This window comes from uncultured Anaerobiospirillum sp., assembly GCF_902485895.1.
Lineage (GTDB): Bacteria > Pseudomonadota > Gammaproteobacteria > Enterobacterales > Succinivibrionaceae > Anaerobiospirillum > Anaerobiospirillum succiniciproducens.
In genome coordinates, this window is the sequence record NZ_CABTML010000007.1 from 1 (window position 1) to 26,767 (window position 26,767).

A 26,767-nucleotide genomic window follows, 5' to 3' on the forward strand; every position below is an offset into this window, starting at 1 on the left:
ATTTAAGAATGGAGTTAATGGCTTTTTGAGAGTGATTCGTAAGGTGTACTCGTCAACTACCTCAGTCTTTGCAATGCCGTCTAATACGAGAGGGGCATAAGACATCTTCTCAACGCGGTTCTCAGGGCTCTGACGATCAAAGTTAAACTTTACAGCCTCAGCATTAAATGGGGTACCGTCATGGAACTTAACGCCCTTGCGTAAGTTAAAAGTGTAAACAAGACCATCATCTGAAATAGTCCAGCTTTCAGCTAAAGCAGGCTCAACCTCTACAGTTCCTTTCTTAAAACGCAGTAATGACTCGTAGATGTTGATATTCATATTAGCTGAATCCATATCGTCAGCTAAAGCTGGATCGATACCTAATGGTTCAGTTGAGGTAGCAAAGAAAATGTTATCCTGCGGAGCGCGGGAAATTGGAGCTGCAGATACTGCGCCGGCGGTAACTGAAACCGCTACTGCTGCGGCGAGCAGGGACTTGAGTAATGCCTTCATATTAATAGCAATCCTAAATGACTCATGATCAAATAAGCAATTAGTGTTAGCTTTAGCAATCGATCATGGTAGTTAATCTCTCTGCCGCCTAATACTCTCTGAAAAGCTGTGCATGATTCTGGTCGGCAGGACGGAACACCGTCTTTTGTCAGGACGGAAATCCGTCTTACTGTGCATACATTCTTATTTAAGGCTTTATCACAAGCAAGACACTCACAATATTAGTGCATCATATATTTTAAATGCACCACAATAAAACATTTAACAAACAAACTCATGATTTTGTACGTTTTAAAATAAGTACACCTAGCAGCGTCACCCAATTCAAAGCTTACCTCTCATTGTATAGCCACGTATGTATCGCATATATAAGCGCTTGCTAACTTAAGAGATCACGCAATTAATCTAGAGTTGCTACCACCAATATGAGCTAGCCTAACTAACGCTAAAAGAACACCCCTACTCAAATTTATGTAGCAAGCTACCTACATTAAGCCCTGATAAACATTAAAAAACATAAATTTTGCCATCAAACAGTGCACGGTTTCACACTCACCTCACCCAACAGCTCAGTGCTATAGCTAAGTGGACTCACTTAACGACCATGCATCTTTTAACTGTTAATTGCCACTAGATCATTTGACTTTTGATGTAGGCCGCTGCTTTATCTATGTAGCGATAAATGCAAAAAGTCCACAAATTCCTAGGCAACATATACCCTGCTCCTCAAATGCCCAGGCTCACATCTACCATGCTCCACAAATGCCTAGGCTCACATATGCCCAGCTCCACAAAAGCAAAAGCCCCGCACAAGGTAGCTTTACCTGGCGGGGCTTTTTGAAGTTCTACTCTAAAGTGTTCTGAGTTTAGTTAGCTTTTAGAGAGCACTACTCTTTTTTAACATAACGGAAGTAGATAACACTTAAGGTGTTTAAAGGACCGCTGATGTTTGGACGGTAAGCAAGTAAATCCTTTGGATGAGATAAAGGCAGCACACCTACGTCTTCAGCAAGAATGCGATCTGCCTGCTTGTACATCTCAACACGCTTTGGACCTTCTGGAGTACGTGCAGCCTCTACAACGAGCTTACGGAACTCATCGTTCTTCCACAGACCGTTATTAGCAACTGGGTCATCGTTAGCGAAGATGTTGATGAAGTTATCAGGATCGCCGTTATCACCAGCCCAACCTAAGAAGCTTAAGTCCCAGCTGTCGGTTAAGAGCTTGCCACGATAAGTGTTGTAGTCGTAAACGATGATATCAGCCTTAACGCCTACCTGAGCTAAGTATGACTGAATAGCCTCAGCTAATACCTGACCACCTGCAGTGTTAGATGGACGTGCATTTGAGTAGGTCATGATCTTGAGTGACTTGATGCCCTTTTGCTCAAAGAACTTCTTGGCTGCCTCAGGATCGTACTGTACTGGCTTGGTGTTTGGATCATAGCCATCCATGAAAGAAGGGAACCAAGTTGGAGCATACAGTGAGTAGCCCTGATAGAGAGACTCAACTAATGAAGGAACGTCGATTGCCTGTGCAATAGCCTTACGAACCTCACGATCCGCACACATAAAACCATCACGTGTGTTGAAGAGCATGTAGTTGGTGGATGGGCCTTCTTCAGCGTAGATCTTACCGCCGTTCTTCTCGATCTCAGGAATTACGTTAGGATCGATAGCGGTGATAATGTCAACCTCACCGTTCTTTAAAGCAACTACACGAGCAGAAGTATCCTTCATAACGCGGTAGATAACGTTCTGAATTGATGGCTTCTCACCCCAGTAGTCTTCATTGGTGGTTAAGATAATCTGCTGACCACGATCCCAAGCAAATAACTTGTATGGACCGGTACCAACTGGCTTATCCATAACGCTGTTGTTACCAGCCTTAAGAGCAGTTGGGGATACGATAGGAGCAGCAAACACCATTGCCATGTTACGCAGGAATGGAGTTGATGGGTTCTTTAACTTAACTGCAACAGTGTACTCATCTACTACAGTAGTGGACTCAACGTCGCCAAACACAAATGGAGCATAGGACATCTTTGGAACAAGATTCTCTGGGCTCTGGCGATCGAAGTTGAACTTAACAGCTTCTGCGTTAAATGGAGTGCCATCGTGGAACTTAACACCCTGACGGAGCTTGAAGGTGTAAGTTAAGCCATCTTCTGAGATAGTCCAGCTTTCAGCTAATGAAGGCTCAACTTCAGTGCTAGCAGGCTTAAAGCGCAGTAATGACTCGTAGATGTTGCACAGGATATTGCCTGAATCATTATCATCTACTAATGCTGGATCTAAACCAGCAGGCTCGGTACCAGTAGCGAAGAAGATGTTGTCTTGTGGCTTGCGTGACATGGCTGCATCAGCGCTGACAGCTGAGAAGCTGAACATCAGAGCCATAGCAGAGGCCAGCAAGGTCTTGCGTGAAATAAACTTCATAGCAAAATCCTAAATCCAAATAACACATAAACCGTGGTCTATAACCACTAAGAGATACTTGCGATCTTGTCGATCGCAGCGATCTTTGGCAGTAAAGTTTTACCACCGTAAAAAAAACATTGTGACTTGCCAATCTAAATAGCATTGCATGGCAACACCACTCGTATCGAGCATGGATAAAATCAACATGCTAGTTATAGATAATACGCAGAGGAGAAGTTAATCCCACTCTAAAAGTGCGCCAGATTGCAAATCAATAGCAAGCCATTTTCGTGGACGTAAATACAAAAAGCAAGCCAAATTAAAGGCAAATGAGATACTCTACATAAAATTGATTAAAAGCATAAACATCAAAGCCATCATAGCTAATTAATAGCAACTATATGCCTTACACCAGCCCAAAAACGCCATAACAAGCAATAACAAATTTGCCATGACCTACTCTTTTTTGCCATAAGAGCACTCTGTTTTAGCTTGCTAACAGAACGATCGCGCAACCTCTCTTTTCTTTGATTTAAGAGCCACAAGGGAAAGCTGCACCAAGTACAAAACAATCGCAAGGAAATGCGGACCTTGGTAAGGTAACCGTCAATGAATGAAAGATGCGCATGGGAAGTTAAGCGCAAAGGAAACGCGCATCTTGGTAAGGCAATCGCAAAGGAATGATCCCTTGGTAAGGCAATCGCAAAGGAATGATCCCTTGGTAAGGCAATCGCAAAGGAATGATCCCTTGGTAAGGATGTAATTGTGGCCATGGTCAGGGCCAATGAAAAAGCCAGCATAAGCTGGCTTTCAAAGTGACAGGCATCTAGCCTCAAGGGCGTGAATTTTAGGCTAGATTATTTGTTGATGAAAGCGTTGGCGATCGCTCTTGCCTTACTATCAATTGCCATGATCTCTTCAAGCTCGTAAGCATCAGTTCCTGAAATGCTTGAAAGAACATGATCAACTGTATGCGCAATAGCCTTGAAACTAATACGCTTAGCTAAGAAAGCAGCTACAGCAACCTCATTAGCTGCATTTAATGCAGTGGTCATTGCCTGACCTTGCTTAGATGCCTCGATGCCCATGAACAGACATGGATAGCGCTCTTTTTCAGGCTGCTTGAAAGTGAGCTGACTTATCTTAGTAAAGTCTATTGATTGAACAGAGGTAGTCATGCGGTTTGGATAAGCCATAGCAAGACCGATTGGGGTCTTCATATCCGGCTGACCAAGCTGCGCAAGTACTGCACCATCCTCATAGGAAACCATGGAGTGGATTACTGACTGAGGGTGAATAATGACCTTTACCTGATCGCTTGAGGCGTTAAACAGATAACGTGCCTCAATGTACTCTAAAGCCTTATTCATCATCGTGGCAGAGTCTACTGAGATCTTAGGCCCCATAGACCATACTGGGTGATTAACGGCTTTTTCAGGAGTTACATTATCTAGCTCAGCAAGATCGCAATTTAAAAATGGACCACCTGATCCTGTAAGCAAGATCTCTTTAACGCCTACACTTGCAAGATCGCAAGTACCCATTCTAGATTGCTCTGATGGTGGCAGGCACTGGAAGATAGCTGAGTGCTCACTATCAACTGGCAGTACTTGAGATCCATGCTTGGCAGCCATATCAAAGAACAGCTGGCCACTCATGACCAAGGCTTCTTTATTGGCAAGACAAATACGACAACCTGTCTTAATGGCATTTAACAGTGGCTTAAGACCGGCAGCACCGACAATAGCGCCGACCACCATATCAGCACCACCATCGCCAGAGAGCTCAGTTACACCTTCACTACCAACTAAGATATCTGTAGTGGCAGCAAGATCTGGACATTGTGCAGTTAACCTTTCCATGAGCTTGTTGGCAGCCATAGCATCAGACATTGCTACGCGAGCTGGTTTGAACTTTTTGATAAGCTCAAACATACGATCGCAATTGCCACCAGCGGCTAAGCCGTGAACCTCAAACTCATCAGAGTGCAACTCCAGGAGATCGCAAGTAGCATCACCAATGGAACCTGTAGCTCCAAGTAGTGTTACTTTTTGTCTCTTACATTGCGACATTAAACAACTCTCCGCTTACTAACCAGTAAACACCCAAGAAGACTGGCACAGCAGCGGTTTGCGAATCTAAACGATCAAGCATACCACCATGTCCTGGCAAGATCTTTCCAGAGTCTTTAATTCCAACTAGACGCTTGAGCATGCTTTCCATTAAATCGCCAAAAGTAGAGAGCACAATGGCACCAAAGGCTGCAGCAAGGAAGGCAAGCTCGTCTTTACCGAATACTGAGTAGTAATTGTAATACTTAGCAATGTACATAACTACGATCGCAAGCACGATACCGCCATAGAGTCCTTCATAAGTTTTCTTAGGACTAACCTCTGGCATAAGTTTAGTCTTGCCAAGAGCACGGCCAGTGAAATAAGCACCACTATCTGCAGCCCAAACTAAGGCCATTACAGAAAGTAATAAATAGGCACCTTCGTTGTAATCTTGAGCATAGTTAGTAGCACGTAAGATAAGCAGGCCTTGTAAGAAAGGAACGAGAGTGAATAAGCCAACTACGCAGTTAATGACCTTATTCTCATGCCACTTAACATTAGCTGGATAGCTCTTCACTAAGAAGATAGCTAAAGCCCAAAATGGCAGCGCAATGACCACCACATACTTCATGTATGCAGGGACACCGCTTTCAATGTACTCACCTGGAGGAGCAATAGCGAACATGGCAGTTGCAGCTACAGCTGCAAGTACCACAAAAGGAATACGGCTCTTGAATTTAAGCAGTGGGCCCATTTCATAGGCACATACCATGTAGATAAACAATGCACCCATGGTAAAGATGGCAAAGTCAGTAAAGAAGAGCCACACAACGGCCAGAGCAATAAGAACAACGCCGGTTGCAATACGAACGCCCATACATCTCCCTCAAGTGAATCCAAGCCTAACGATGAAACAACACACTATAAAAGCACTCAAGAGCAGATGTCTAAAGAAACTATCAAGTGCGCTCATAACCTAATCTTGACTAAGTTATATGAACATTAGGCTGCAATGACAGCTAACAATCCTCAAAGATAAAACGGATATAACGCGATGCCATCAAAGAAAAACTTCGTGCATTGTAACATCACGCAATGAGAATTTCTCTTTACCAACACGTTCAAGTACAACAAAGCTAAATATCAACAGCGCCATCTACAAGAATGATATGAGCTATTGGTGTGGTCTATAAAGAAATTAACAGCTACTTGCTTGTTTTGGCGTATAGATAAACGAAATGAAATAAAGCCAATTAAGGCTTTGCTTGAGAGGGGATTGGGCTAGTAGCTTATGGCTGATAATTAGCCTATAAGAGTGCTCAAAGCCAGCATGTTAATCGTATAGCAGCGACAACACTAGCATGGCTTCATGAGGCTAAGTAGAAATTAGCTTGGATAGTAGCAACAGCGCTAAAAGTAAAGGCATTGGCTAACGCACAAGCAAGGCATTAGATAATGCAATAGCGAGGCATTGGCAAAGGCATGGACTTACGTACAAGCAAGGCATGGGCTAAAGCAATAGAAAGGCATTGGATAATGCACAAGTAAATGCATAGGCTATGCATTGGCAATGCTTAGTTGGAGTTCTTAGGCTTTAGCAGCTACTTGCTCGGAGGTCATACCAAAGCGACGCTCGCGACCATTGAAGTAGTTAAGAGCTTTATCAAACTCTTTTTCATCAAAGTCTGGCCATAAGGTATCAGTGACATAAAACTCACTATAGGCGCATTGAAAAAGTAAGAAGTTTGAGATACGACATTCACCACCAGTACGAATGAGCAAATCGACATCTTGTGCGACGCACAGACGCTCTTGCATTGCCTCTTCGGTGATATCTTGCTCTGAAATCTTGCCGTTTTTAAGATCGATAGCTAATGACTTGGCAGCTTGCATCAATTCCCAACGACCGCCATAGTTAATAGCGATATTAAGAACCATTCTTTGATTATTGCAAGTGAGGCTAACAAGCTCATCAATAGCTTCATTAAGGCGGGATGAAAACTTACTAAGATCACCGATGAATTGAACTTTGATACCGTTGTCATGCAGCCTATCGCGCTCAGACTTGAGTACCTTGGCAAAGAGGTCCATAAGACCACTTACTTCATCTTGAGGTCTACGCCAGTTTTCTGATGAGAAAGCGAATAAGGTAAGAGTTTGGACACCTTTTGCGACAGCTGTCTCTACAGCACGCGTGACAGCCTGAGCGCCTCGACGATGACCCATTAACCTGATCATCCCGCGCTTCTTGGCCCAGCGTCCATTGCCGTCCATGATAATTGCAAGATGGCGAGGCACCTTTGCCTCGCCATGATTATTTGAACTGTGCATGAGGAGTTAACTAGATTTCCATTAACTCTTTTTCTTTAGCAGCTAAGATGTCCTCGCACTGCTTGATAGCAGCGTCGGTTAACTTCTGAATCTGCTCTTCTCCGGACTTGAGCTCATCTTCAGAGATAGCCTTGTCCTTCTGCATGTTCTTTAAGCTCTGGTTAGCATCGCGACGTACGTTACGAATCTCAACACGAGACTGCTCAACTTCGCCACGAACAACCTTAACTAAGTCCTTACGGCGCTCTTCAGTTAAAGGAGGAAGCGGAACACGGATGTCTACGCCTGCAACAACTGGGTTTAAGCCAAGCTCGGACTTTTGAATTGCCTTCTCAACGTCCTTGATAGCATTACGATCAAATACGGTGAGCTTTAAGGTACGGGCATCTTCAACGTTGATCTGAGCGACCTGACGCAGTGGAGTTGCGCTACCGTAGTAGTCAACCATAATGCCGTCTAAGATACCAGGCTGAGCACGGCCAGTACGAACTTTGTTCAGTCGTGAGGATAAAGACTCAACAGCCTTCTTCATGCGCTCCTGAGCATCATTCTTAACGTCATTAACCATAAATAATCTCCTGTTAAGAGATGAGGGTACCCTCATCTCCTCCGGCGGCAGCATTTAACAGAGCACCTTCCTTTGTCATGTTGAACACACGGATATTCATACCGTGGTCACGAGCAAGAGCAAAGGCGGTCAGATCCATAACCTCAAGTTCCTTTTGCAGAACTTCTTTGTAAGTTAAGGTCTTGTAGAGGGTGGCGTTTGGATCCTTGAAAGGATCGGCACTGTACACACCGTCTACCTTGGTGCCCTTTAAAACTTCGTCACAGTGCAATTCTACAGCACGTAACACCGCTGCAGTATCGGTGGTAAAGAATGGAGAGCCTGTACCACCTGCACAAATGAGCACTGCACCGCGCTCTAAAATCTCACGTCCTGCTTGGGCTTGGTACTGAGTAGTAATGGAATCAATGCCTTGAGCAGACATGAGTACACACTCACTACCTTGACGAATCAGCTCATCACGCATAGCTAAACCGTTAATTACGGTAGCTAGCATACCCATATGATCGCCTACAGTACGATCCATACCTGCTTTTTGCAGGGCTGCACCACGGAAGATGTTACCACCACCGATTACTAAGGCAACTTGGACATTGCGATTCTTAATATCAATGATATTACGAGCCATAGCTGACAGAATTTCAGGCTCAATGCCAAACTGAGTAGCACCACCTAAAGCTTCACCTGACAGCTTGATTAAGATACGACGTTGAGATTTAAGTGACGAAGTCATCTGCTTTGCCTCTATTACTTCTTGGCAGCAGCTGCGATCTGAGCCTGAACCTCAGCAGCGAAGTCGTCTTCCTTCTTCTCGATGCCTTCGCCTACTTCTACACGGATGAATGACTTAGCAGTAGCACCGTGCTGCTTGAGCATTTCGCCAACAGATACAGAAGGATCCATTACGAATGGCTGACCGGTTAAGGAAACTTCACCGGTGAACTTCTTCATGCGGCCCTCAACCATCTTCTCGGCGATCTCTTTTGGCTTGCCAGAGTTAACTGCGATCTCGATCTGGATCTGACGCTCTTTCTCAACAACCTCAGCAGATACGTCTTCTGGGTTAACGAAATCTGGCTTGGAAGCGCAAACGTGCATAGCAACGTTCTTAGCAAGATCAGCGTCACCGCCTTCTAATACGGTAACAACGCCGATGCGCTTGTTGGAGTGAACGTAGATACCTAATACGTCACCGGTAACGCGGAAGATACGACGGATGCCTAAGTTCTCACCGATCTTAGCAATTAAAGCGGTTAAAGCCTCACCAACGGTCTGCTTGTCGTCGTACTTAGCAGCCTTTAAGGTCTCAACGCACTCGCCTTCGGTCTTTAATGCGATCTGAGCAACCTTCTCAGCGAACTCTACGAACTCTGCATTCTTAGCAGCAAAGTCGGTCTCAGAGTTAACCTCAACTAAAACAACCTGATTGCCTTCGTGAGCGGAAACGATGATACCTTCAGCAGCAGTACGAGTTGCCTTCTTAGCAGCCTTTAAAGCGCCAGACTTACGCATCTCTTCGATTGCGGCCTCGATGTTACCGTCGGTAGCAACTAAAGCCTTCTTACAATCCATCATGCCTGCGCCAGTAATGTCGCGTAACTCTTTAACGAGGGCAGCGGTTACGTTAGCCATTGTTCATTCCTTGTGTAGTTTTGAAAAAGGCAGGGGGTAACCTGCCTTTGTTTAGAAATCTGACCTCGGGCCGTATGTACGAGCAGCTACGAAATAATATGTAGTCATGATCATCGTTTTAAGCCCAGTCATATGACACAAGCAAGGACACTGTTAGGAGCAAATATTCATAACAGCGTCGCTTGCTTGAAGGTGTAATTCTCTATTGCTAAAGATAGTCAACAACTACCTTCAGTAAGATTAAGCCTGAGCTTCCTCAGCCTTAACCTCAGCCTCAACTGGCATCTCAGCCTCAGCACGAGCCATAGAAGCACGAGCAGCGTTGATTGCCTCAACAGCGCCCTTTAAGTAGAGGTCGATAGCGCGGATAGCATCGTCGTTACCTGGGATTACGTACTGAACGCCATCTGGGGAAGAGTTGGTGTCAACTACAGCAACAACGTCGATACCGAGGTTGTTAGCTTCCTTAATAGCGATGTGCTCTACTTCAGCATCGATAACGAATAATGCATCTGGAAGGCCGCCCATGTCCTTGATACCGCCTAATGAACGGTTGAGCTTCTCGAGCTCACGGGTACGTAATAAAGCTTCCTTCTTGGTCAGCTTATCAAAGGTGCCGTCAGCAGACTGGATCTCAAGCTCCTTTAAGCGCTTGATTGACTGACGAACAGTCTTCCAGTTGGTGAGCATGCCACCTAACCAGCGGTGATCAACGTAGTACTGATCGCAAGCCTGAGCAGCTGGACCTACCTTGTCAGAGGCAGCGCGCTTGGTACCAACGAATAAGATCTTGCCCTTCTTAGCAACAGTTGAACCTAAGAAGTTAAGAGCGTCTTCGTAGCACTTAACAGTCTTCTCGAGGTTGATGATATGTACGCCATTACGAGCACCGAAGATGTACTGCTTCATCTTTGGGTTCCAGTAACGGGTCTGGTGACCGAAGTGAACACCGGCCTGTAACATATCACGCATCGAAATATTTGACATTTAAGTATACCTATCTTGTAGTAGTGGGTTATGCCTCCACTGCTCCGCCTAACAAACCGTACGCTTAAAGACTATCGTTTATCCCATCCTTTATACCGCTATTGCTAAAGAGTGGTATCAGCGTCGACATCTTAGCGCCGACGCTTAAATCATCCCACTGCCCTCTACATCATGGTAACCATGACCTTGTAATGCAATGCGAAATAACTCTAGGTGAGATTAAAGCCTGCTATCCCTCCGCCGTAGACAGATTAAAAAGATTAGCTAACACTCCACGTCAGTTTACTCTTTAAACAAGACTAGCTTGCTCTATCAGTACGGTCTTACACTCGATAGCTTGTCTTTAATGGAAGAAGTGTGGTCTCCTAAGATAAAGCCTAAGGCAGAAATGACGGTCAATGGACAAGAAACAGCATTCTTGAACACAGGCTCCAATCGTAGGGCAGCTGCGGTATCCGCAGTGGCTCTACCTGCAAGAACTTAAGGCTTTTCTGCTGCTACCCAGACTCAAACTTTGAAGAGTAAGGGTTACTTTCAGCCGGAGTTTGCAGCGCTACAAGGGCAAGTAAACTAGCTTATATAGCGCATGACCAACTTTAAAAAACGTTCGGCACCCTGTTTTGGCGTTAATGAACAGTGTGTGTTTTTAAACTTGGAGGTTAAAAAAATCTTCCGCCTCTTACATACAGCCACTCTTTGCTTTTTGCATCTCAAAGAGCTTTTGTATCGAATCTCGTATGAATAGCATTTAGGAGCTATTTCATAGCAAAAGGCACATCATTTTAGCATATAGATTTGTGATTTTGTTAACGCTTTTGTAACTTTTCAGCAACTATAAATTAAGTCATACAAGCATGCCATCACAAGCCTAGATAGATCGCCAGTTGTAGCCTCTTGCTATCTTTTCTTACCACAAATTCAACCAACCAAATCTAGCTAAAAAGCATGCACAAGCTACAAAGAAACTTCACAAACTGAAAATGATCTTAAATATTTTAGGCTGTGCCTTTAGCTCGAATAAAAAAAACATCTTCATAGCCCATGTTAACTTTCTAGCTGCAGCTAAGAACTTGATTGTACCTACTCATGATCCTAGGCACTTCTAACTGCAGCTAAGAACTTGATTGTACCTACTCATGATCCTTAGTAACTTTTAGCTGCAGCTTAGACTTGGCTGTACCGTCTTATGATCCTTAGTTACTTTTAGCTGCAGATGGGAACTTAACTGCTCCTACCTATGCTCCTTAGGCCTTTCTAGCTGCAGCTAAGAGTTTAGTTGTGCCAACTTATGATCCTTAGTAACTTTTAGCAGCAGCTGATGATGTTAATGTGTCTACTTTTGAGCATGAGGAACTTTTAAGCGAAGGCAGCGTTTGGACATTGACTCTGTTCTAAACATGAAAGGTCCAATGTTGTTGATGCGCTCTGCATGATACAGGAGTTCATCGTCATCCTCTTTTTGTGCTGAAGAACGTTTAGAATTGTCCTTTGTCGCGATTATATGGCCATCTTGATACTCAACATTGTAAAAAACTGGCTTAGTGTTAGGACTCAGCTCAATCATACGATCACCAATAAGCAGTGCAAAGGTGTTGTTAAGCTGCATGATCGCACGCTCTTTAATGTTGTAGTTCGTGAGATCTTGACCAACGTTTGGAACTGATCCCTTGATGCCATTTAAAGCAAGCAAAGTCATACCCATATCAATCTGACTTACTTGGCGGTGATCTACATGAGGCATGACATTAGGAGCAATGATCACAGCCGGGATGGTAAAGTCATCAACAGGAAATTCCATACCTGGTTTTACCGAAGATACGTGGTTAGCGATCACCAAGAAAATAGTATCTTGGTAATAGCCATCACTAGCAGCTTGCTCTAAGAACTTGCCTAGAGCATAGTCTGCATACTTAGCTGCAAGATCACGATCCTCATTAGTTGTCTCAATGCCATCTAAGCTGACCTTATCGTCAGGAATATCATAAGGATCACGCAGAGAAGTAGTAAGTATTACTGAGAAGAAGTGCTTTGATTGTTTGTGCAAGTCACTATAGTACTGATGAGCTTTGTTAAAGAGATCTTCATCGGACACACCCCACGATCCTACATACTGTGGATCTTCAAAGTCTCTTTCATCGATAACTTTGGCAGTGCCATTATGCTCAAAGAATGTTTTCATGTTGTACAGCTGACTATCACCACCATAGATGAATGAGGTGTCAAAGCCATGCTGACTGAAGATCTCAGCTAAAGTGGCATAAGGTGTTTCAGGCTGTACGTGTTGCACGATACTAAGTTGCGAAGACGGAGTGAAAGAGGCTGCGACTGCCTCAATACCACGCGTGGTTCTATGGCCGGTTGCATACATATTTTCAAACCACCAGCCTTTATCACGTAACGCCTCTAAATTTGGGGTTACACCAATACCACCTTGAGACTTTAAGAACTCGTCGCCTAATGATTCTTCAATAATAATCACTACATTGTATGGATCTTTACGTGGCTTTTTACCTGCCTTAAGCGCGTCATCACGCAGTATAGGACGACGTGTCCCATTGTTAAGGTAGCCATTGTAGATACCATCAACTGGATTAATAAACTGATTGATACGACAAACGAGTCTGCTAGTGTCAGGATCTTGTGCACGTTTAGATAAGCTAAGCACGCCCTCAAAAGCCTGAGCATCTGACATAATCTTATATGTAGAGTCCGCGCCTGCTGTCAGATCTCTTAAGTGGAATGCATCATAGACAATGGTATAGCTTGAATTAAGCGGCAATGCATTGACTAACGGATTATTTGTAAAGGCAACCATTGATGGGTTAAATGGCTTGCTTTCAAAAGAGGAGCGAACACCTAAAGGTATGGTGCACAGTGCGATTAATAGACAAATTACGTTGTACTTAAAACGGCCCTGATGATAGCCACGTAACAATCTTTCGCTAAGCTTAAAGGAAATAAACAACGAAACGATAACGATGATAAAGATCGTTAGCAGCTTAAGCTTATGTCCAGACCAAAGGAGAATGACCAGGTCATCCCATGTGAACATGTATTGGACGAAAATGTAGTTAGGGCGTGTACCAAAGACTTTAATAAACTCAGGAGTCGCTGCCTCATTTAGGATTAAGAATGCAATGGCAAGGCTGCAGTAAACATTTATGCCTACTAAAACCATACGCGGCATTCTCAGATACGGCACTAAAGACAGAAAGATTAGTACCAAAACAGGTAAACCAAATAGAGCGCATACTGAGGCAAAGTCAACTCTAATACCTTGTAGCAAGATCGTAGCAAAGCCGCCATCGGGAATACTTTCCCACTGCAATAGCGAAAGAATGAAACGGGACAAACTAAGAATAATCATTGCCGCAAAAGCAATGATAAGCACCGGATTGATGCCATAACGTCTTAGCCTTCTTAGAGTTTTAAGTGCATCCATAACTACTTCCTTGCCACAAGAATAGTGTCCTTAACTTATAAGTTTACACATTCTAATTAGAGCTAAAACGCTATGCCCTATCGACGTGCACAAATAGCTACAAGAGATGCTTTTGCAAGGATTGTCTTTAAGACAAAAAAAGAGCACAGCCTTTTTAGGGACTGTGCTCTATGTTAGTTAGCTATTGTCAGGAACTTAAGCTGGAGCTGCCTGACAATATCGCAAGTTTACGATTCTTATTTGCTTCACTAATAAATTAGTGATTCTCGTGAAGCTTGAAACGTGCGAGGTTCTTAACCAGATCGCCGATGGAGTCAACAGACTCGTCACAACGAGCTACTGAGTCCTCAGCAGAGTGTACGATTTCCTCGGTGTCAGAGGTAATCTTCTGCATGTTTGCAGAAATCTCAGAGGTAGCAGTAGTCTGCTGCTCTGCAGCGGTCGCAATCATACGAATCTGATCATTAACCTGAGCAACGAAGTTGATGATACTATTGAGGGTATCCTCAATTCGTGCAGCACGGTCAGCAACAGCATTGATCTTCTCTACAGATGCGCTCATAGAGCTGGTTGCCTCAGAAGCATCCTTCTGAACCTGGCTAACCATTGAGGAAATCTCTTGAGTAGATGCAGAGGTACGAGATGCCAGAGCACGAACTTCATCAGCAACCACGGCAAATCCACGGCCAGCCTCACCAGCACGAGCAGCCTCAATTGCAGCGTTAAGAGCAAGTAAGTTAGTCTGAGCAGCAATCTCATCAATGGTGCCAACAATAGAACCAATCTTCTGAGTCTGGTCAGCTAAAGCCTGAACCTTAGCAGCATCATTGGTGGTGTAGCTAGACTGATCACGAATGTCCTTAATGGTGGTACGGATCAGCTTTACACTCTCTTGAGTTACGTTGCTTGACTGGTCGGCAAGTACTGCAGCACGCTCACAGTTAGCAGCAATTTCCTGAGTAGTAGCAACCATTTCGTTGGATGCTGCAGCAACAGAGATAGCCTGCTGCTCAGCCTCACGGGAGGCATCCATAATAGAGTTGGCTGCGATCTTGGTGTCCCTTAACTCCTGGTTGAGCTCCTGAGCCTTCTTACGAACTAAAGCAATAGAATCGCTCAGATCGTTACGCATGAAGCGAAGAGCCTCGCCTAAATCACCAAACTCATCCTTGCTACGAACATCGACATTAACGTTGAGGTTGTTCTTAGCAATTTCATTGGCAGTCTTAACAGCAGCCTGAAGATTACGAGTAATACCGTTAGAAACCAGTGCAGCAATGATGACAGCAATTAAGATAACAACCGCTGACATACCAATTACTAAGTATGCAGAGGTAGTATCCTGAAGACCCTCAACCTCCTCTTTAATTTTCTTAACCACAACACCATTCATTTTGTGGGTAATAACAACCATCTCTTGACAGATTGGGTGCATCTCAGAGAGGAAGAATGCTAAAGCATCATATGGCTTGCCGGCCTCAACAAGATTTGAAACAACCAGCTCATATAACTCGTTGTACTTGTGGCCCATCTGAGTTAACTGATCGATCTGCGCACGTGCTGTAACGTTCTGTTGATTAGTTAAATCATCAAGAGTCTTTACGATAACCTTAAGATTATTCTCAGACTCAATACGACGAGCATCATCTAAGTTGCCTGGGGTCAGATACTCAAAGAGGGCGTTATTTGCTGCAACAATGTCAGCATTGATCTTAACAGCACGCTCAAATCGTGTATCGATAAGGAAGCGTACATGATCTGCTACATCTGTACTTGCAAACAATGCACGTACGGCAATTGCAGAAATACAGCATGTTAAGAACAAAATGACACCGAAGCCAAGCATCAGCTTGGTTCTGATTTTAACGTTATCTAAAAATGACATGGATTACTCTCCAGCTCCAGCATAATGTGAGTACTCGTCAACTACTAAGACAAGTCAGCAGATCATAAGCATTTGTTCTAATGGTCCACCGAAGGTCAAGGTGAAAGACATGCAGCCTGACTCGTAAACTGAGGTTACGAAAGACGCAAGATGAACTTTAATAGTAAAGCAGCATAATGCATCAATAAAGCCAATCTAAAGAATGACTTACTGCGCAACCTTTGATATCTGACCTTGTGGATATCTCACGGCTACATGCTAACTCTAACTACTAAGCAAAACTCTAAAAGGAAGGTTAATACTCAGCAGCTCGCAATAATCTTCAGCTAAAGCATTTAGCCTTACTCTTAATTTGAGTAAAAGCTAAAAAGATAGCTATTCTAGTTTACGCCGTATGGATGACATAGCAAGTGCTAAATCATATACAACGCAAGCATTTGTGTCCTTGCTCTCCTTTCTAAACGAAATGGCAAGAACCTATATGAATGAGCTTAGTGCTACCAAACTGGTGCAAAAGCGCTCAAAATAGCGATATTTTATCAATTTTAAATCTTGACTAGGATGTGAAACGGTTACATAACCATTACTCATCTTGCTTAACGATTAAAATTATGTACTGTGCACAATATTGGGAATTGTACACAAGCATCATTACAGTCAAGACAAAAAACTGACTTTAATAAGTGCAATCTTAATAGTTTTCAGAATTGAAAACTGACATCTCAGCAGAATGCCACTTCAAAAGAATCTTATCGATTGTACCATCGCTAATCATCTCTGAAATTTCATTGCTAATAACGTCTTTATACTTTGATCCCTTTGGCATCATAATCGCGTACTTACAGGACTCACGACCTAAAGCTGCCTCAGGAGTTACAGCAAACTCATCCCTCTTCATGTCATGGGCAAAACCAGCAAGTGGTGGACGGTCAAAGAGCACGCCATCAAGATCACCAGTAAAGACATGGAAGTAAGCTTGAATTGCATTGGTAAATGGCACAGGCGTAGCACCGAGCATTTCAACATACTTAGCAGATGTTGATCCAGATGATGCACCAATGCGCAAACCCTTGATATCAGTAACATTCTTGATATCTGGATGGCGCTTAGGATTGAACATCACACCCATACTAGAAGCATAGTACACAGGGGTAAAATCAAATGTCTTCATACGCTCAGTAGTGCGAGATACACCACCAGCAAAAAGATCAGCGCTACCTTCACGTAATCTCTTTTGTGATGAAGGGCGATCAAGAACAAAGATGCGATTCTCAGCCAGCTTAAAACCTAAACGACGCTGCAGCTCATAAATGACATCAACATCAATGCCATATGGTCGCTGAAAATCATCCTTTAAAAATGCCTGCGGCGCACCGAGAGGATTAACCAATACGGTAAGGGTCACGTGTTCAAGTTCTCCATCAGCCTGAGCTGCAGAAGATGCAAACAAAGCACTAACCGCCATAAAGCTTGCAAGAACACTCTTTTTTAAACGAGAACTCTTGTTCTTAAATATACATCTAAACTTCATAACAAGCCCAATCCATATTAGAGCGCTTTGTAATTTCAACTACAGTATTAATAATCACAAACAAGCGATGTTGTAGCTCACAAGTACAAGCGCTTAATTGCACAGCTGACTAACGGTGCTTGAAAATGCCGCAACCATGCATAACTCGCACGAAGCATGGTTTACAAATCCAAAGGAAAGGTTCACAACATTCAAAATGCACTATAACAGCGCCATAAATGCAACAGACGTAAAAAAAGCCCTGATCCCATAAATGGAGAAAGAGCTCCTTATTGCATTGTTCTGTAGCTACTAATCTAACACACTAGCAACATGATAATTACTTTCACTTTTTGAAAAGTTTTAAATCTGTGCACGAGCACACATAAACAAATATAGATGGAAATTAAGCTTGCGCATTATTTTCGTGCTCAAAGTGCACGATCACGATCTTGTCTGACATCTTATTTTTAGGACATAAACTAAGAAAAGTTATTTAAACATAATACTGCTATCGCCAAGCCAACTCACCATCAGTTTGCCCTTGTTTTAAGCCATTTTAATGATGACAAAGTCATGATAATTGATGTTACAAATACCATATAAATCAGCGTATATGCATTGATGGTTCCAGATAATCATCTTACCAAATAATAATTACACAAACTCTAATAAGCTAGCGCTACATACTGTAACCCTTGTCTAATAAGGTTTTTTGAGCTATCAGACTGGGATTTTAGAGCCACTATATGAAAAAAATTTGCTATTAATGCACACCTATTGCACAGCATCTAGATACACATGCATATTCAGCCATTTATCAGGGTATATAGCCTATAAATATGCCCTTTCTACATATGACATATTCTCAATACTTAAACCTACCAACTGTGCACTGCCACTAAATACACCTAAAAGCACGGTCATAACCATAGCCGCATACAACACATTAAGCTAAAAGATCACTTTAAGATTATTAGCATTTATCAATTAACCTGTTATTTAAGCCTTTTGGGACAATTGCAATTTCTTAATCTAGATAGCTTATCGCTAAATGCTGCTCTATATTTATGCCCAGACATCAGACTAAAGCTCACTACACCGGCGCTTTATTGGGTATTAGCTTTATCTTGCAAACACTAAAAATAGTATGCATGCCATGATCTTAAGATCATAACCAACGAAATAGGCTCAATTACATTGTGACGATGTCAAGCAATGAAATTAGATCTGCTCAAGCCTACGACTTAACCACCCCAATCGCTGACTGTTCAAAACTTGCTATCTTGAGAGTTATTCACTTGCTCAGATGGTTGCTTTTATTCTTTAAACCACTGGTTATGAAAGATCAGAGACTGAGATCTTTAACCTCTACAGTCAACAAGCCTAAACGCAAGGCTCACGATCTTTTAAGTTATTTTGGCAAGGAATCAGAGAGCTGACTGCGATCTTTTAAAGTGTATTTTGGTGGGCGTGAGATCAGAATAATAGGACTGCGGTCTTTTAAGCCATCTAAAGGAGAGATCAAAACGGCAGCGCCTCGATCTTTTTTATTTACTTAAGGAGAGATCAGCACGATGGCACCAAGATCTTTTTTAGTTGATTTCAGGAAAGATCAGAACGATATAGCCGCGATCTTTGTTAATTACTTAAGAAAAGATCAGAACGATTAAGCCTCGATCTTTTTTAGTTGCTTGAGGAGAGATCAGCACGATAAAGCCGCGATCTTTTTAGTTACTTGAAGAAAGATCAGAACGATTGAGCCACGATCTTTTTAGTTACTTAAGAAGAGATCATAACAATGGGCTTCGATCTTTTGGGTTTCTTGGGGAGATATCAGAGCGATGGAGCTGCGATCTTTTAAGTTGTTTTGGGAATGTGATTTGAAATTTAGTCTGAGATGATAGTTAAGATCGTACGGTAGTTAGAGGAGGTATTTAGTGGCAGAAAGTGTGGTTCTGCCACTGAAAGTGAGTTGTGTTTACTATTTGTTTGTGGTTAAAAGTCGAGGTTCCACTTCTTTGTGAGCCGATAGATAGTTCCGTCTGCTTGCATATCCTTTAGAGCTTTATTGATGACATCCTTGTACTCAAAGTGCTTGGATAAGTAAAAGACGAACTGACCACTTTGTACATCAAAGATTGACTCAGATCTTTGTATAAGCATGTGAGAACGCTTTCAGAGAAAGTGCATAACTATAAGTTAGTCTCTGAAGCATGAAATCTTATCTTGTATGTTAGTTTAATTCAGGTTGCACCATCATGGTGACTTCTTATGATCTTTAATGTATTTTAGTGATCCACATCCAACTATCGTTAGCTTTTGTAACAAAGTTTCATTTTTTTGTAAGTCACTATCGCATGAAGTACCAGATAATGATTTGAAAACCAGTGCTAACGTTGTGCACTTTGACATTAGCACAATCGTTCTTGTAGATCTTCAAATTTCAGGCAATCATATTGTCAAAAGGGCACATATTACGTTTATCTAACATAGCATGCGCACAGCGGCGTCTGTCTTTACGTCAGTAGTAGGCAATCGGTGGTTATGCATTTTTTTGCTTTTGTTTCAGCTCATTTCACTTAACTACTAAGATCTAAATACCCACTAGATAAGTTGCTGCACAACTTCTCTACTCTGCCAATATCACCTTTATATTGATGTTAAAACGCTAAAAGAATATGGATGCGACAAACTAAACGTGCATAGAAAAGGGATTTGGCATACAATAGCGGTGACGTTTTTATGTTAGCTAACGCTAACAGTAGCTAGTGTTCTGAGTATTAAGCGCTTGCGTGATGTTCTATGAGTCACATGTTGCTTGGTATAAGGTAGCTAGCAATAACTAAATAGACACCTTTTAATGGAAGTTGAGATGATTAACCTGAAGAGCCCAAGTGAAATCGAACTGATGCGCGTTGCTGGCAAGTTAGCTGCCGATGTGCTGATTATGATTGAGCCTTATATTAAAGAAGGTGTGACTACTGGTGAGCTCGATGACATCTGCATGGACTATATTACTAATGAGCAGAAAGCCATCTCAGCATGCTTAGGCTACCACGGCTATCCAAAATGCACCTGTATCTCCGTAAATGAAGTTGTATGCCATGGTATCCCTGGCCACTACAAGCTAAAGCAAGGCGATATTGTGAACATCGATGTTACCGTTATTAAAGACAAGTATTATGGTGACACCTCAAAGATGTTCATCGTGGGCGGCAAAACAACTCCGCTTAACCATCGTTTAGTTGAGACCACCCAAAAGTGTTTGTATGAAGCGCTAAAGACTGTTCACCATGGCTCTAATCTTATGGACATTGGTGATGTCATTCAGAAGATCGCTGATAAAGAGAGCTTCTCGATTGTGCGTGACTACTGCGGCCATGGCATTGGCAATACCTTCCATGACGAGCCAAGCGTAGTTCACTATCGCAACAAAAACTCTGTCATCTTAGCTGCAGGCATGACCTTTACTATCGAGCCTATGATTAATGCCGGCACCTGGAAGTGCAAGGTTAACAAGAAGGATGGTTGGACTGTTACCACAGCAGATAAGTCTCCCTCAGCTCAGTTTGAGCACACTATCTTAGTTACTGAAGATGGCTGCGAGATCTTCACCATCCGTCCCGAGGAAGAAGAGGCAGGTATCATCTCTCGTATCATGCACAACCGCAAATAGTTACTAAGAACAACGCGATTGTTGTTCCTTTATATTACAAAGCCCGTGTTCTTTTTTAAGATCACGGGCTTTGTCATTTTGGGCGAATGTAGTTTCCCAACTTTTGATGCACTGCTTGCATTTACCGCTTATAAATTTGTGTTTGCTGCAAGTGAGATGATTGTTAGTTAAGTAAAAATCGATTACGGCTGATAGATAACAGCTTAGCTGTATCCCTTTGGTGTGTATATCTGCTATTGGTTCTTAGATTGGCAATTTTTGATTTTGCTACCGGTACTTTTCGTTAGTCAGTAGGTACTTATAGTTTTGCATCAAATGGCTAGGAGGCCAATGAGCAAGAGGATTTTAGTAAACTTCATTGTGATTCGGTTGGTACTTTTGGGTTTAGTGGGCTAGCTACCGTTGACGCATAAATGGCGTATTTATGGGGTTTATGATTTTTTAGGTGGGACAAACATTAAAAATCACTGGTACTTTTAGCAAGAGAAATGGTTATTCAGTACTTACTTGTCTTTTTTTGTCATTTTCTGGCTTTACAAAGGTAAAAAGCTGTTTATTTTTCATCCCAATATGGTGCAAAATTTGTTAACCCCCTGCACAAAGCGCATATTTATCTGATTTATACGTATTTTATGCACACAAGTATCTTCTCTTGATAAAAGTTGCACATGACTTAGATCACAAATAGCCATTTATACGCACTTGTACGGCAAACAAATCCCTTATTTATCGTCTTTATTCGTAGTGACATCGAGGCACTTTGTGCAACTTGGCATATCAACTGATGCTAAGAATCAACTGACAACTTTTAATCAACTAGTAATCTGCCTTGTGCGTTGAAGATCACAAACCTATCTTTAACAGCCCCTTAACTACCTAAGATGCAAATTAGCTAATCTAGCCCCAAATATCTGGCATTAGCGGCATAAATAGCGTCTTTTTCAATTTGTTGTAGATCCCACTTTCAATGCAAAACATTATCAAAAACATCTCAAATAGACGCCGCTAAGAAATTGAATTGAGTGGGATAGCCGTCACATTTCTTATTCCAATGCTATGCAATGTTGCAACAAACGAATTAATTCCCGCTCGAGGTTTCCATCTAATGTATCCGACAGTTTTTGCAATAGCACTAAATCACAAGAGCCAGACTGAACACTGGCACGACACATTTCTGGAGGCTCCTTACAAAGCTCTGCCTAAAAAAGCCGTTTGGTTTATCAAGCCACGCAACACTTATAACACCGATGGTCAGATCACTTTAGATCAGGGCGAGCAGTATTTCTCAGGCGGAACCATCGCAATTGTCATTGGCAAGACCGCTACCCGTATTAATGCATCTGATGCAGCTCAATACATTAAGGGCTTTGCACTTGCCAACGAAATCTCTTTAGCAGAGAGCTCTTTCTACCGTCCAGCTGTTAAGGCCAAGTGCCGTGACAAGTCTTGCCCTGTTGGTTCAATGGCCACCAATGTTGATGCTGATAACGTGACCATCGAAACCTACATTAATGGTGAGCTAAAGGACAGTTACTCAACTGCTGACTATGTACGTAATGCTGGTCAGATTTTAGAAGCTCTGACTGACTTTGCGACCTTACAAGAAGGTGACATGGTTCTTATGGGCACTCCTCAAACTCGTGTAGCCATTCAAGCAGGCGACACAGTAGAGATCAAAGCAAGCGGCTTTGAAACCTTAGTAACTAAGGTCAACTAATTAGGAGAGCACAATGAGAAAGGCCAAGATTGCATACCAAGGACGCGAGTTTGTAGGTTATATCGATAACGACGATGTGCTCACTGATGAGAGCACTGGTCAGAAGATTTCACTTAATGATGACGGCGTAAAGTTCCTGCCTCCATGTGAAGGCACCATGTTCGCTTTAGGTCTGAACTACGCTGACCACGCTGCTGAACTCGAGTTCAAAGCCCCAGAAGAACCATTAGTGTTCTTAAAGGCACGTAATACCTTAACTGGTCACAAGAGCGTTACCGTACGCCCTGACAACGTTGATTACATGCACTACGAGTGCGAGCTTGTCGTAGTTATTGGCAAGTCTGGTAAGAACATCAAAGAGTCAGAGGCCATGGACTACGTTGCTGGTTACACCGTTTGCAACGACTACGCAATCCGTGACTATCTTGAGAACTACTACCGACCAAACCTAAAGGTAAAGTGCCGCGATACCTGCACTCCAATAGGCCCTTGGATTGTGGATCGCGATGACATCAAGGATCCACACAACCTTACAATCAGAACTTTTGTTAATGGTGAGTTGCGCCAAGAAGGCACTACCAAAGACATCATCTTCTCAATTCCGTTTTTGATCTCTTATCTGTCTGAGTTTATGACTCTCAATGAGGGCGACATGATCGCTACAGGCACTCCAAAGGGTCTGTCAGATGTTAAACACGGCGATCTAGTTGAGGTTGAAGTCGAGGGCGTGGGAAGACTCGCCAACACCATCATTACCCAAAAACAATACGAGGAGAGCCTTGCATAATGATGAAGGTAAATCATTGGATCAACGGTGAGAACGTTGCATCAAACGAGTACTTTGAGGACTTAAATCCAGCCACTGGTGAGGTTATCGCTGAGGTAGCATCAGGTGGTGCTAAGGAAGTTGATGCTGCAGTAGCTGCTGCAAAAGAGGCTTTCCCTAAGTGGGCTGCCACCCCAATGAAAGAGCGCGCTCGCATTATGCGTCGCCTCGGTGAACTCATCGATCAGAACGTTTCAAAGATCGCCGAGCTTGAGACCATGGATACTGGTCTGCCAATCCATCAGACCAAGAACGTACTCATTCCACGTGCATCCCACAACTTCGAGTTCTTCGCTGAAGTTTGTCAGCAGATGAACGGTCGTACCTATCCTGTTGATAACAAGATGATGAACTACACCTTACTGCAGCCAGTTGGTGTATGTGCATTAGTATCACCTTGGAACGTACCATTCATGACCGGCACCTGGAAGACTGCTCCTTGCCTTGCATTAGGTAACACTGCAGTTTTAAAGATGTCTGAGTTATCTCCATTAACTGCTGACTTCTTAGGTCAGCTCGTAAATGAGGCTGGTGTTCCTAAGGGTGTATTCAACATCGTTCAGGGTTACGGTGCTACTGCCGGTGACGCTTTAGTACGTCACAAGGATGTACGCGCAGTTTCATTCACTGGTGGTACCAAGACTGGTCGCGCCATTATGCAGAATGCCGGCATTAAGAAGTACTCCATGGAGCTTGGTGGCAAGTCTCCTGTACTCATCTTTGATGATACTGACATCGATCGCGCAATGGATGCTGCTTTATTCACCATCTTCTCAATCAATGGTGAGCGCTGCACCGCTGGCTCTCGTATCTTCATTCAAGAGAGCATTTACGATGAGTTTGTAGCAAAGTTTGCTGAGCGTGCTAAGCGCTTAATCGTTGGCGATCCTACCGACTTTAACACTCAGGTTGGTTGCATGATCTCCAAGCAGCACTATGACAAGGTTACCGGCTACATCAAGATCGGTATGGAAGAGGGTGCAACCTTAATGGCTGGTGGTTTAGATCGTCCTGATCTCCCAGAGCACCTCAAGAACGGTAACTTCATCCGTCCAACCGTATTTGCCAACGTCAACAACAAGATGCGTATCGCCCAAGAAGAAATCTTCGGCCCTGTTGTTTGCTTAATTCCATTTAAGGACGAGGCAGAAGGCCTGGCTATGGCTAACGACGTTGAGTACGGTCTGGCTTCATACGTATGGACTCAGGACATCTCCAAGATCTTACGTCTGTCCTCATCAATTGAGGCAGGTATGGTCTTCGTCAATACTCAGAACGTACGTGACCTCCGTCAGCCATTTGGTGGCGTTAAGGCCTCTGGTGTTGGCCGTGAGGGCGGTGAGTACTCCTTTGAGGTATTTGCTGAAGTTAAGAACGTATGTATCTCCTTTGGCGATCACCCAATCCCACGTTGGGGCGTTTAGTTAAACCAAAGGTTTAACTCCCAAAGCACAATAAAGCCTAGGTAGAGGCGCTAACAAGCCAGTTCGGCACGATGCTAAAGCAAGTACCCTCAATGGCAAGGTGCTAAGCAAGTGGCCTCAATGGCAAGGCGCTAAGCAAGTAGCCTCAATGGCACATGGAGAAAGCAAACAGACTTAAAAGCACTCACAGAGATCACCACAAACATCTTAAACTTGTTGATCTCCGTGCTTTTAAGTCTTTGTTACACAAGGTGTTGTTTTTGAAACTTAACGCCTAATTTAAGTTGCACTACCTAGGTTTTAGCAAAAAGTTACTTTAAAAACTCTCTGATCTCCCATCAGAAAGTTTCTTATAGATGCTCTTACTAGTCGCACTTTTTACTGCTAGCTAATAGAGCTCAGTTAATAGATTTCTTGCACTCAGACACTACGTTGTTATGAGGGCATCACAAGGACTTGTTCACAATGGGAAAGCTTGTATTCGCTTGTAAGGCAACTCACGTTCCTTCTTTATATCTGTCTGAATTACCAGGCAAGCATCACGGCTGCCGTCAAGCAGCAATCGACGGCTTGCACGAAATTGCTCGCCGTATGATGGATCGTGGCGTTGATACTGTAGTTGTCTTTGATACTCACTGGCTGGTTAACTCTGCTTACCACATCAACTGTGGCAGCCACTTTAAGGGTACCTACACCTCCAACGAATTACCTCACTTCATCCATGACATGCCATTTGAGCACACTGGCAACCCTGTTTTAGGTCAGTTAATCGCTGAAGAGGCACGTAAGCTCGGTGTTCGCGCCATGGGCCATGAAATAGACTCCCTTGAGCTTGAATACGCTACCTTAGTGCCAATGCGTTACATGGGTCAGGTTGAAGGCTGCAACTTTAAGGTTGTTTCAATCGCAGCATTCTTAACCTCTCACCTGCACAGCGATTCTCGCAAGATGGGTGAAGCACTGTTAACTGCTATTGAGCGTTATGACGGCAACGTTGGTGTAATCGCATCAGGCTCTTTATCCCATTACTTTATTCCAGATCACCGTGCTGAAGAGGGCTTAAATGCTTTCACCAACGAGTTCAATCGTCAGGTTGATGAGCATGTTATGAAGCTCTGGACCGAGGGTCGTTTTGAAGAGTTCTGCAAGATGCTTCCTGAGTATGCAGTAGCTTGCCAGGGTGAAGGCGCAATGCATGACACCGTAATGCTCTTAGGCCTGTTAGGCTGGGATCAGTACAAAGAGAAGGTTGATGTTATCTGCCCTCTGTTCCCATCATCAGGTACTGGTCAGGTGATCTGTGAGTTCCCAATTCCTGAGTCAATCAAACAGCGTCAAAGCGCTTAAGAGGAAACTATGCCGCATTTTATTGCCGAGTGCACTGCCAACATCAAACAAGAAGCAAAGCTCGATGAGCTCTTTGCAAAGGTCAATGACTGCTTAGCCTCAACTGGTGTTTTCCCATTAGGTGGTATTCGTTCACGCGCAATTTTCCTGGACACCTATCGCATGGCAGATGGCGCACACGATTATGCCTTCGTGCACATGACTTTAAAAATCGGTTCAGGACGTGATCTTGAAACACGTAAGGCCGCAGGCGAAAAACTTTTTGCAGTAATTACTGATCATTTTGCAGAACTGCAATCAAAGCGTCTGCTTGCTCTCTCCTTTGAAATGCAAGAGCTCGATCCTGTGCTCAATTTCAAGAAGAACAACGTACACGCATTCCTTAAAACACAGCAACCATCGTAGTAGTCGGATATCAAGCTGTAGCGACACACAGTTTTTTATAAGTCT

19 protein-coding genes are annotated in these 26,767 nt (G+C 43.2%); 6 read left to right on the forward strand and 13 right to left on the reverse strand.

Going from position 1 to position 26,767, the window contains the following annotated elements; translation table 11 throughout:
- The 13 genes from RDO37_RS00380 to RDO37_RS00440 all read right to left on the reverse strand — a co-directional run.
- The coding region (locus RDO37_RS00380) for an ABC transporter substrate-binding protein (protein ID WP_308497726.1) at positions 1-495 on the reverse strand (495 nt) is incomplete at its 3' end.
- 887 nt (positions 496-1,382) lie between these two features.
- Positions 1,383-2,933, reverse strand: coding sequence for an ABC transporter substrate-binding protein (locus RDO37_RS00385; protein WP_308497727.1), 1,551 nt, complete (start codon positions 2,931-2,933; stop codon positions 1,383-1,385).
- 839 nt (positions 2,934-3,772) lie between these two features.
- Positions 3,773-4,987: a 1-deoxy-D-xylulose-5-phosphate reductoisomerase gene (ispC, locus tag RDO37_RS00390; protein WP_308497728.1), complete on the reverse strand. Its 1,215-nt coding sequence runs from the start codon at positions 4,985-4,987 to the stop codon at positions 3,773-3,775.
- Positions 4,974-5,846: a phosphatidate cytidylyltransferase gene (locus RDO37_RS00395; RefSeq protein ID WP_308497729.1), complete on the reverse strand. Its 873-nt coding sequence runs from the start codon at positions 5,844-5,846 to the stop codon at positions 4,974-4,976. Before RDO37_RS00395 ends, ispC begins: the two co-directional genes overlap by 14 nt.
- 710 nt (positions 5,847-6,556) lie before the next feature.
- Complete coding sequence (uppS, locus tag RDO37_RS00400) at positions 6,557-7,300, reverse strand: polyprenyl diphosphate synthase (protein ID WP_273326921.1); 744 nt, start codon at positions 7,298-7,300, stop codon at positions 6,557-6,559.
- 10 nt (positions 7,301-7,310) lie between these two features.
- Entirely contained in the window at positions 7,311-7,868 is a 558-nt protein-coding gene (frr, locus tag RDO37_RS00405; protein ID WP_027939231.1) for a ribosome recycling factor, read from the reverse strand.
- A 13-nt stretch (positions 7,869-7,881) separates the two neighbouring features.
- Positions 7,882-8,601 carry a UMP kinase gene (gene pyrH / locus RDO37_RS00410; protein ID WP_273326920.1) on the reverse strand — a complete coding sequence of 240 codons (720 nt, stop codon included), beginning with the start codon at positions 8,599-8,601 and terminating at the stop codon, positions 7,882-7,884.
- 14 nt (positions 8,602-8,615) lie between these two features.
- Entirely contained in the window at positions 8,616-9,500 is an 885-nt protein-coding gene (tsf, locus tag RDO37_RS00415) for a translation elongation factor Ts (RefSeq protein WP_303074062.1), read from the reverse strand.
- Between the two features lie 240 nt (positions 9,501-9,740).
- Complete coding sequence (rpsB, locus tag RDO37_RS00420; protein ID WP_027939228.1) at positions 9,741-10,487, reverse strand: 30S ribosomal protein S2; 747 nt, start codon at positions 10,485-10,487, stop codon at positions 9,741-9,743.
- Between the two features lie 1,333 nt (positions 10,488-11,820).
- A complete protein-coding gene (locus tag RDO37_RS00425; protein WP_308497730.1) occupies positions 11,821-13,929 on the reverse strand; it encodes an LTA synthase family protein in 2,109 nt (702 codons plus the stop codon).
- 256 nt (positions 13,930-14,185) lie between these two features.
- The gene (locus RDO37_RS00430; protein ID WP_308497731.1) at positions 14,186-15,814 is read right to left on the reverse strand and encodes a HAMP domain-containing methyl-accepting chemotaxis protein; all 1,629 of its coding nucleotides are present in this window, start codon (positions 15,812-15,814) and stop codon (positions 14,186-14,188) included.
- Between the two features lie 691 nt (positions 15,815-16,505).
- Positions 16,506-17,345, reverse strand: a complete 840-nt coding sequence (locus RDO37_RS00435; RefSeq protein ID WP_308497732.1) for a transporter substrate-binding domain-containing protein — start codon at positions 17,343-17,345, stop codon at positions 16,506-16,508.
- A 1,977-nt stretch (positions 17,346-19,322) separates the two neighbouring features.
- Positions 19,323-19,490 (reverse strand): transporter substrate-binding domain-containing protein, encoded by a 168-nt coding sequence (locus RDO37_RS00440; protein WP_308497733.1) that lies wholly within the window; start codon positions 19,488-19,490, stop codon positions 19,323-19,325.
- 709 nt (positions 19,491-20,199) lie between these two features.
- On the opposite strand from RDO37_RS00440, the gene map reads away from it, so the two are divergent.
- From map to RDO37_RS00470, 6 genes are all read left to right on the forward strand, one after another.
- Positions 20,200-21,003: a type I methionyl aminopeptidase gene (map, locus tag RDO37_RS00445; RefSeq protein ID WP_308497734.1), complete on the forward strand. Its 804-nt coding sequence runs from the start codon at positions 20,200-20,202 to the stop codon at positions 21,001-21,003.
- Positions 21,004-22,108: 1,105 nt separating this feature from the next.
- On the forward strand, positions 22,109-22,720 hold the full coding sequence (locus tag RDO37_RS00450; RefSeq protein ID WP_281709833.1) for a fumarylacetoacetate hydrolase family protein: 612 nt from the start codon (positions 22,109-22,111) through the stop codon (positions 22,718-22,720).
- Between the two features lie 13 nt (positions 22,721-22,733).
- On the forward strand, positions 22,734-23,507 hold the full coding sequence (locus tag RDO37_RS00455) for a fumarylacetoacetate hydrolase family protein (protein WP_308497735.1): 774 nt from the start codon (positions 22,734-22,736) through the stop codon (positions 23,505-23,507).
- Positions 23,507-24,970 (forward strand): 5-carboxymethyl-2-hydroxymuconate semialdehyde dehydrogenase, encoded by a 1,464-nt coding sequence (hpaE, locus tag RDO37_RS00460; protein WP_308497736.1) that lies wholly within the window; start codon positions 23,507-23,509, stop codon positions 24,968-24,970. The genes RDO37_RS00455 and hpaE overlap by 1 nt, the downstream gene beginning before the upstream one ends.
- Before the next feature lie 465 nt (positions 24,971-25,435).
- Positions 25,436-26,317, forward strand: a complete 882-nt coding sequence (gene hpaD / locus RDO37_RS00465) for a 3,4-dihydroxyphenylacetate 2,3-dioxygenase (protein WP_308497737.1) — start codon at positions 25,436-25,438, stop codon at positions 26,315-26,317.
- Between the two features lie 9 nt (positions 26,318-26,326).
- A complete protein-coding gene (locus RDO37_RS00470; protein ID WP_027939219.1) occupies positions 26,327-26,722 on the forward strand; it encodes a hypothetical protein in 396 nt (131 codons plus the stop codon).
- The last annotated feature ends 45 nt before the right edge of the window (positions 26,723-26,767 follow it).

Coding starts and splice junctions, on each gene's coding strand:
- hpaE (WP_308497736.1), top strand. CDS start 23,507: ATGATGAAGGTAAATCATTGGATCAACGGTGAGAACGTTGCATCAAAC.
- RDO37_RS00435 (WP_308497732.1), bottom strand. CDS start 17,345: ATGAAGTTTAGATGTATATTTAAGAACAAGAGTTCTCGTTTAAAAAAG.
- RDO37_RS00395 (WP_308497729.1), bottom strand. CDS start 5,846: ATGGGCGTTCGTATTGCAACCGGCGTTGTTCTTATTGCTCTGGCCGTT.
- RDO37_RS00430 (WP_308497731.1), bottom strand. CDS start 15,814: ATGTCATTTTTAGATAACGTTAAAATCAGAACCAAGCTGATGCTTGGC.
- RDO37_RS00385 (WP_308497727.1), bottom strand. CDS start 2,933: ATGAAGTTTATTTCACGCAAGACCTTGCTGGCCTCTGCTATGGCTCTG.
- RDO37_RS00470 (WP_027939219.1), top strand. CDS start 26,327: ATGCCGCATTTTATTGCCGAGTGCACTGCCAACATCAAACAAGAAGCA.
- tsf (WP_303074062.1), bottom strand. CDS start 9,500: ATGGCTAACGTAACCGCTGCCCTCGTTAAAGAGTTACGCGACATTACT.
- rpsB (WP_027939228.1), bottom strand. CDS start 10,487: ATGTCAAATATTTCGATGCGTGATATGTTACAGGCCGGTGTTCACTTC.
- map (WP_308497734.1), top strand. CDS start 20,200: ATGATTAACCTGAAGAGCCCAAGTGAAATCGAACTGATGCGCGTTGCT.
- RDO37_RS00455 (WP_308497735.1), top strand. CDS start 22,734: ATGAGAAAGGCCAAGATTGCATACCAAGGACGCGAGTTTGTAGGTTAT.
- ispC (WP_308497728.1), bottom strand. CDS start 4,987: ATGTCGCAATGTAAGAGACAAAAAGTAACACTACTTGGAGCTACAGGT.
- pyrH (WP_273326920.1), bottom strand. CDS start 8,601: ATGACTTCGTCACTTAAATCTCAACGTCGTATCTTAATCAAGCTGTCA.
- RDO37_RS00450 (WP_281709833.1), top strand. CDS start 22,109: ATGTATCCGACAGTTTTTGCAATAGCACTAAATCACAAGAGCCAGACT.
- frr (WP_027939231.1), bottom strand. CDS start 7,868: ATGGTTAATGACGTTAAGAATGATGCTCAGGAGCGCATGAAGAAGGCT.
- RDO37_RS00440 (WP_308497733.1), bottom strand. CDS start 19,490: ATGCTTATACAAAGATCTGAGTCAATCTTTGATGTACAAAGTGGTCAG.
- uppS (WP_273326921.1), bottom strand. CDS start 7,300: ATGCACAGTTCAAATAATCATGGCGAGGCAAAGGTGCCTCGCCATCTT.
- hpaD (WP_308497737.1), top strand. CDS start 25,436: ATGGGAAAGCTTGTATTCGCTTGTAAGGCAACTCACGTTCCTTCTTTA.
- RDO37_RS00425 (WP_308497730.1), bottom strand. CDS start 13,929: ATGGATGCACTTAAAACTCTAAGAAGGCTAAGACGTTATGGCATCAAT.